Origin of the sequence: Streptomyces sp. SID12501, from assembly GCF_010550245.1 — a bacterium.
Lineage (GTDB): Bacteria > Actinomycetota > Actinomycetes > Streptomycetales > Streptomycetaceae > Streptomyces.
The window spans coordinates 1-7,765 of record NZ_JAAGLU010000087.1; the positions used below are offsets into that span (position 1 = coordinate 1).

Sequence of the window (7,765 nt, forward strand, 5' to 3'; positions counted from 1 at the left end):
CAGGCGAGGGCTCGGTGGTCGCCGTACTGCTGGGCCGCACCCCCGACCTGGTCGCCGCGTTCCTCGGCGCCTGGCGGGCGGGCGCCGCCTATGTGCCGCTGGACCCGGCCGCCCCGGACGAGCGCACCGCGCACGTCCTGGCGGACGCGGCGGCGGCGGTCCTGGTCACCGACGGCACGCACGCCGCCCGGTTCACGGGCCGCTTCGAAGGCCGGGTACTGGATGTGGGCACGGTCGCGGAGACCACGGACAACACTGCCGGTACGCGGCGCACGCAGCCCGTCCCGGCGGTCGCCGACGACCCCTCCCGCCTCGCCTACCTCATGTACACCTCGGGCTCCACCGGGCGGCCCAAGGGCGTCGCCGTCGAGCACGGCTCGCTGCTCACCATGCTGCGCGCCTCCCAGGCCCACCTGGACTTCGGCCAGGGCCCGGACGACGCCTGGCTGGCGCTGGCACAGGTCACCTTCGACATCTCCTGCACCGAACTGTTCATGCCGCTGGTGGCCGGGGGCCGGCTGGTGCTCGCCCGGGAACAGGAACAGCGGGACCACGCGGCCCAGCTGCGGCTGATCGACGAACACGAGGTCAGCCACCTCCAGGTGGCCCCGACGCACTGGCAGCTGCTGCTGGACGCGGGGCTCGGCCGCCGTCCGATCGTCGGCCAGACCGGCGGCGAACCCTGCCCGCCCGCGCTGGCCCGCGAACTCTCGCGCCGTCTGATGCGGTTCATCAACGAGTACGGGCTGACCGAGACCACCATCGCCGCCACCCGCTGGGACGCCGACGACGCCGCCACCGGTGTGCCCGTCGGCCGCCCCTACCCGCACGTGACGGCGTACGTCCTCGACGACCGTCTCCAGCCCGTCCCGTACGGCGTCACCGGCGAACTGTGCGTCGGCGGCGACGGACTCGCCCGCGGCTACCACGGCCGCCCCGGCCTGACCGCCGCCGCCTTCGTGCCCGACCCTTACGGCCTTGCCGGGTCGCGGCTGTACCGCACCGGCGACCGGGCCCGGATGCGGCCCGACGGCACCCTGGAGTTCGCGGGCCGCGCCGACGGCCAGGTCAAGATCCGCGGCCGCAGGGTGGAGACCGGCGAGGTCCAGGGCGTCCTCGTCGAGCACCCGGCCGTCGCCCAGGCGTTCGTCACCGTGCACGGCTCCGGGCCCGAGGCCGCCCTGGTCGGCTACTGGACGCCCGCCCCGCACGCCGAGCCGACCACCGACGGCGAACTGCTCGACCACTGCGCCCGTCGGCTGCCCGACTACATGCTGCCCGCCCTGCTGGTGGGCCTGGAACGGCTGCCGCTGACCCGGCACAACAAGGTCGACACCGCCGCGCTGCCCGTGCCCGACCTGGCCGCCGCGCTCGCCGACGAGCCGTACAGCGCGCCCGAGGGACCGGTCGAGGAGGCCCTCGCCGAGATCTGGTCCGAGGTGCTGTTCGGCGATCCCGCCGCCCGGCCGGTCGGGGCCCGCCAGGGCTTCTTCCGGATCGGCGGCAACTCGGTCCGCGCGGCCCGGGTGATCGCCCGCGTCCAGGAGGAGTTCGACGTCGAACTGCCGCTGAGCGCCGTCTTCGAGCGGCCCACCGTGCGCGGCCTCGCCGCCGCCGTGGAAGAGGCCGTACGCGCCGAGATCGAATCGCTCACCGAGGCCGAACTGGCCCTCGCCCAACGGGAGTACCAGCCGTGACCGCACCCACCGCACCCACCGCGCCGAACCGGGAAGAGCTGGCGGCCGAACTGCTGCGCCGCCGGCTGGCCGCCCGCGCCGGAGGCCGCCGCGCGGTCCCGGCCGGAATACCCCGGGCCGACCGCTCGGCACCCCTCGTCCTCTCCGCCGGACAGCGCAGCCTGTGGTTCCTGCACCAACTCGCCCCGGACAGCCCCGAGTACCTGCTGCCGATGGTGTACCGGCTGCGCGGCACCCTCGACACCGGCGCCCTGCGTCGCGCCTTCGACACGCTGGCCGCCCGCCACGAGATCCTGCGCACCCGATACGTCCTCGACGGCACCGAACCCCGCCAGGTGATCGACCCGGCCGGCCCGGCGGACTTCGCCGTCGTCCAGGGCGGCGACACCGACGCGGACGCCGACGGCCGCGCCGTCGCCTTCGCGGAGGAACAGGCCGCCCGGCCCATCGACCTCGCGGCCGAACCGCCGCTGCGCGTACGGCTGCTGCGGCTCGCCGCGGACGACCACGTGCTGGTGGCGGTGGTGCACCACATCGCCTGCGACGCGATGACCAGACCGCTGCTGCTGTCCGACCTCTCGGCCCTGTACGCGGCCGCCGCCGAGGGCCGCGACCCGGCGGGTGCGCTGCCCGAGCCGCCCGTCCAGTACGCCGACTACGCGGCGTGGCTCACCGAGCGGGACAGCTCACCGGCCGCGGCCGCCGACCTGGCCTGGTGGCGGGAGCGACTGGCCGGGCTGGCTCCGCTCGGGCTGCCCACCGACCGGCCCCGGCCCGCCGTCCGCGACGGCGGCGGCGCCATGACGCGCTTCGAGGTGCCCGCACCGGTCGCGGAGAGACTGCGCGGACTCGCCCGGGACGAGGGCGTCACTCCTTTCATGGTCCTGCTCGGCGCATGGCAGCTGCTGCTCGGCCGCTACGCCGGAACCACCGACGTGTGCGTCGGCACCGCCTCCTCCGGCCGTACCCGGCCCGAGCTGCGCCGGATGGCCGGCTACGCCTACAACACCCTGGCGCTGCGCGCCGCCTGGCGGCCCGGGACGCCGTTCCGCCGCTTCCTCGCCGACAGCCGTACGGCCGTGCTGGCCGCCTTCGACCACCAGGGCACCCCCTTCGACCGGATCGCCGACGAGGTGGAGTCGGAGCGGGACCTGTCCACCACCCCGGTTTTCCAGGTCATGTTCGACCTCGTTTCCGGCGAGGGCGGCCCCGAGGGCCCGGAGCTGCCCGGCGTGACCGTCTCGTCCGTACCGGCCGAGAGCGGCGTCTCCCGCTTCGATCTCACCCTGCACCTGGCCGAACGGCCGGACGGCACCCTGCACGGCAGCCTGGAGTACGCCACCGCGCTCTTCGACGCCGCCACCGCCGAGCGGATCACCCGCCACTACCGGACCCTGCTCGCGGCGATCGCCCGGGCCCCCGGCACCCCGGTCGCCGACCTCGACGTCCTGGACGCCGCCGAGCGCGCCCTGCTCCTCGACGGCCCGGCCACCCCCGTGGGCACCGACCGCCCGCTCGAACTCGCCGCCCTGCGCCCGGTCTTCGAGACGATCACCGCGCAGACGGCGGCCACCCCGGACGCGCCCGCACTGCGGCACGACGGCACCACCGTCACCTACGCCGAACTCGACGCCCGCGCCGACCGGTTCGCCCGCCGCCTCACCGAGCTGGGTGCCGGTCCTGAGGCCATCGTCGCCGTCCTCCTCGACCGCGGCCCCGACCTGGTCGCCGCGCTGCTGGGCATCTGGCGGGCGGGCGCCGCCTACCTCCCGGTCGACCCGGCCCACCCGGACGACCGCGTGGCCCACATGCTGGCGGCGACCGAGACCGCCCTGGCCGTCACCGAAACCCGGTACGCCGGCCGCTTCACCGGCGTCCGCACGGTCGTCGTCGACGACCCCGCCGAACGGTCCGCGCTGAAGACGGCCGACGCCGAGCTGCCCGCCGCCCACGACCTGGACCGGCTCGCCTACGTCATCTACACCTCCGGCTCCACCGGGCGCCCCAAGGGCGTCCTGATCAGCCACCGCGGCCTCGCCAACTACCTGGGCTGGACGGTCCAGGCCTACGCGAGCGCGGGCACCGGGGGAGCGCCGCTGTTCTCCTCCGTCGCCTTCGACCTGGGCATTCCCGACCTGTTCGCGCCACTGATGACCGGGCAGCCGGTGCACCTGCTGCCGCAGGACTTCGACATCGCCGACCTCGGTGACCTGCTCGCGGCAGGCGGACCGTACGCCTTCATCAAGCTCACCCCCGGCCATCTCGACCTGCTGGAGCAGCAGTTGAGCCCGGAACAGGTGCGCGGCCTGGCCGGACTCGTCATCGCCGCCGGTGACTCCTTCACCGCCCGGCTCGCCGAACGGTGGGCGACCGCGGCGGGTGAGGGCGGCACCCGGCTGGCCGCCGAGTACGGGCCCACCGAGATCACCGTCGGCAACTCCGCCTACTTCCTCGACGGACCGGTCACCACCGAGCTGGTCCCCATCGGCCGGGCCGTCCCGCACACCACGATGTACGTCCTGGACGACCGGCTGCGCCCGCTGCCCACCGGCGTCCCCGGCGAGGTGTGGATCGGCGGCACCGGACTGGCACGCGGGTACGCCGGCCGGCCCGACCTGACCGCCGAGCGGTTCGTGCCCGACCCCTACGGTCCGCCCGGCAGCCGCCTCTACCGCTCCGGCGACCTGGCCCGGGTGCTGCCCGACGGCAACCTCGACTTCCTCGCCCGCGTCGACCACCAGGTCAAACTGCGCGGCTACCGCATCGAGTTGGGAGAGGTGGAGTCCGCGCTCACCGCGCACCCGGCCGTCGCCGAGGCCGTCGCGATCGTCCGCGAGGACACCCCGGGCGACAAGCAGCTCGTCGCCTACCTCGTACCGGCCCCCGGCACCGGCGCCGACGCCCTCGGCCCGGCCGCCCTGCGCGGACACCTCGGCGCGTCGCTGCCGCCGTACATGCTGCCGTCCGCCTACCTCACCCTGGACGCGCTGCCACTGACCGGCAACGGCAAGCTCGACCGGCGCGCGCTGCCCGCGCCAGGCCGCGCCGCCACCGCCGTCGGCGCGCACGTCGAGGCCCGCACCGACGCCGAGCGGGCCATGGCCGCCGTATGGGCGCGAGTGCTCGGCCTGGACACCGTCGGGGTGCGCGACAACTTCTTCGACCTGGGCGGCGACTCGCTGCGCGCGGTCGGACTGGTCGGGGCGCTGCGCGCGGTCGGCTGGGAGACCAGCGTCCGGGACGTCTTCGAGCACCGGACCGTCGAACGCCTGGCAACGGCCGTCGCCCGCACCGGCGTCCCGGCCGTCGGCACACCCCGGACCGTCGCACGGTTCGCGCTGATCGACGCCGCCGACCGGGCGGCCGTGCCCGCCGACGTCACCGACGCCTACCCGGTCTCGCGCATCCAGGCCGGGATGCTCGTCGAGATGCACGGCGGCAGCGGCGAGAACCGCTACCACAACATCACCTCCTTCCGGATCCGCGACGAACTCCCCTTCGACCCGGCCGCGTTCCAGCGGGCCGCCGACCTGATCGTCGAACGGCACGAGGTGATGCGCACCTCCTTCGCCCTGGCCGGGTACTCCCAGCCGCTCCAGCTGGTGCACGCCGCCGCCCGCATGCCCGTCGTCCACGAGGACCTGCGCCACCTCCCCGAGGACGCCCGGCAGCAGGCGCTGTGGGACTTCGCCGACCGGGACCGGGCCGAGCTGTTCGACCTGACCCGGGCACCTCTGATGCGGATGGCCGTGCACCTCCTGGACGACGAGAGCTGGTGGCTGTCGATCACCGAGTGCCACCCCGTCATCGAGGGCTGGAGCTACCACTCCCAGCTGATGGAGATGCTCCGCGCCTACCGCGCCCTGCGCACCGGCGGCGAGCCCGCCCCCGCGCCGCCCGCGCCCGCCGTCCGCTACGCCGACTTCATCGCCGGTGAGCTGCGCGCCCTCGACGACCCGGCCGACCAGGAGTTCTGGCGCGGGATCGTCGAGGGACACGACAAGTTCACCGTGCCGCCCGGCTGGGCGGGCGACCCCGCGGGACCCGACGAGCGCTACCGCATCGACCTGCCCCTGACCGACCTGGAACCCGGCCTGCGCGCCCTGGCGACCGCCGCCGAGGTGCCGTACAAGAGCGTGCTGCACGCCGCGCACAGCAAGGTTCTGTCGCTGCTGACCCGCTCCGCCTCCTTCCGCGGCGGCATGGTCGCCGACGCCCGGCCCGAGGAGGCCGGCGCCGAGACCGTCTCCGGCATGTACCTCAACTCGGTGCCCTTCCCCTACGAGCGGACCGCCCGCACCTGGGGCGAACTGGCCCGGCAGGTCTTCGCGCAGGAGGTCGCGCTGTGGCCGCACCGCCGCTACCCGATGCCCGCGATGCGGGTGCCCGGCGGCGAGGCCCACCTGATCGACGTGCTCTTCCACTACCTGGACTTCCACCAGGTCGACACCGAGCTGATCGACATCATGGCCAGCCGCGACGACAGCCCCAACGAGTTCCCCGTCGTCGTCGGCACCCCGGTCCGCGGTCACCTCTCCCTCGCCTCCCGCACCCGCACCTTCTCCCGGTCCGCCGCCGACCGGCTGGCCGGGCTGTACCGAGCGGTGCTCACCGAGATGGCCCGCGCGGGCGCCGACGGCGACAGCACCGGCGCCTTCCCCGACCGTTACGAACGCGCCCGCCTCAAGGCGCCCGCCCTGCCCCACCCCGAGACCCCCGCCGACGTCCTCGGCGCCTTCGAGGCGCAGGCCGCCCGCACCCCGGCGGCCACCGCCCTGCACGGCGAGGACTTCCGCCTCTCCTACGGCGAGCTCGACGCCCGCGCCAACCGGATCGCCCGCCGGCTGCTCGCCCTCGGCGCCGGCGCCGAGACCCGGGTGGCGGTGCTGCTCGACCGCGGCCCGGACCTCGTCGCCGCCCTGCTCGGCGTGTGGAAGGCGGGCGCCGTGCAGGTGCCCCTCGACCCGTGCGCGCCGGACCTCCGGCTCGCCGGGACCGCGCCGCGGATCGCCGTCACCCAGCGCTCGTACCTCTCCCGGCTGCCCGTCGCCGACGTGCTGCTCGCCGAGGACGCCGCCCACGACGGCGACGACTCGCCGCTCGGCCTGCGGCACGACCCGGACCGGCTCGCCTACGTCCTGCACACCTCCGGCTCCACCGGCACCCCCAAGGCCGTCGAGGTCTCCCACCGGGCCGTCGCGCACTACCTCGACTGGGCCGTACGGCAGTACACCGAGGCCGGCCGCGGCGGAGCGCCCTGGTTCACCCCGGCCGGCTTCGACCTCGGGATGCCCGCGCTGTACGCGCCGCTGATGACCGGGCAACCGGTACGGGTGCTGCCGCAGAGGTACGGCACGGCCGAGTTCGGGCCGCTGCTGCTGCGCGGCGCGCCGTACGCGTTCGTCGGCCTGACGCCGGGCCATCTGACGCTGCTGGAACACCAGCTGACCGACCGGGAACTGGCCGGGCTGGCCGGGCTCGCGGTCTGCGCCGGGGACGCCTACCCCACCGCGCAGGCCGACCGGGTCGCCGCTCGGATCCGCGCCGGCGGCGGGGGCATGGCCCTCGGCGCCGAGTACGGGCCCACCGAGGCCACCGTCGCCGCCACCTACGGCCCCGTGCGCGCCCGGTCCGGGCGGGCCCTGGTCCCGCTCGGCGCCCCGCTGCCCGGCGTCCTGGTCCGCGTCCTCGACGCGGACCTGCGGCCCGTGCCCGACGGCGTCACCGGCGAGGTGTTCCTCGGCGGCGACGGACTCGCCCGCGGCTACGGCGGCCGTCCCGACCTGACCGCCCTCGCCTTCCGGCCCGACCCGTACGGACGGCCCGGCAGCCGTCTCTACCGCACCGGCGACCTGGCCCGGCGACTGCCGGGCGGGCTGCTGGAGTTCGCGGGCCGCATCGACAGCCAGGTGAAGATCCGCGGCCACCGGGTGGAGCCCGGCGAGGCCGAGGCCGCCCTCACCGCCGACCCGGCCGTACGGGAAGCGCTGGTCACGGCCGTCCCGGCCGCCGACGGCGGGAAGCGGCTCGCCGCCTGGGTGGTGCCCGCCGAGCGCCTCACCGCGGAG

At 75.6% G+C, this 7,765-nt stretch carries 2 protein-coding genes; both read left to right on the top strand.

Features of this window, described 5'->3' with window-relative positions; genetic code table 11:
• On the top strand, positions 1–1,697 hold a 1,697-nt coding region (locus G3I71_RS44420), incomplete at its 5' end, for a non-ribosomal peptide synthetase (protein ID WP_164324519.1).
• The coding region (locus G3I71_RS44425; protein ID WP_164324521.1) for a non-ribosomal peptide synthetase at positions 1,694–7,765 on the top strand (6,072 nt) is incomplete at its 3' end. The genes G3I71_RS44420 and G3I71_RS44425, both read left to right, overlap by 4 nt.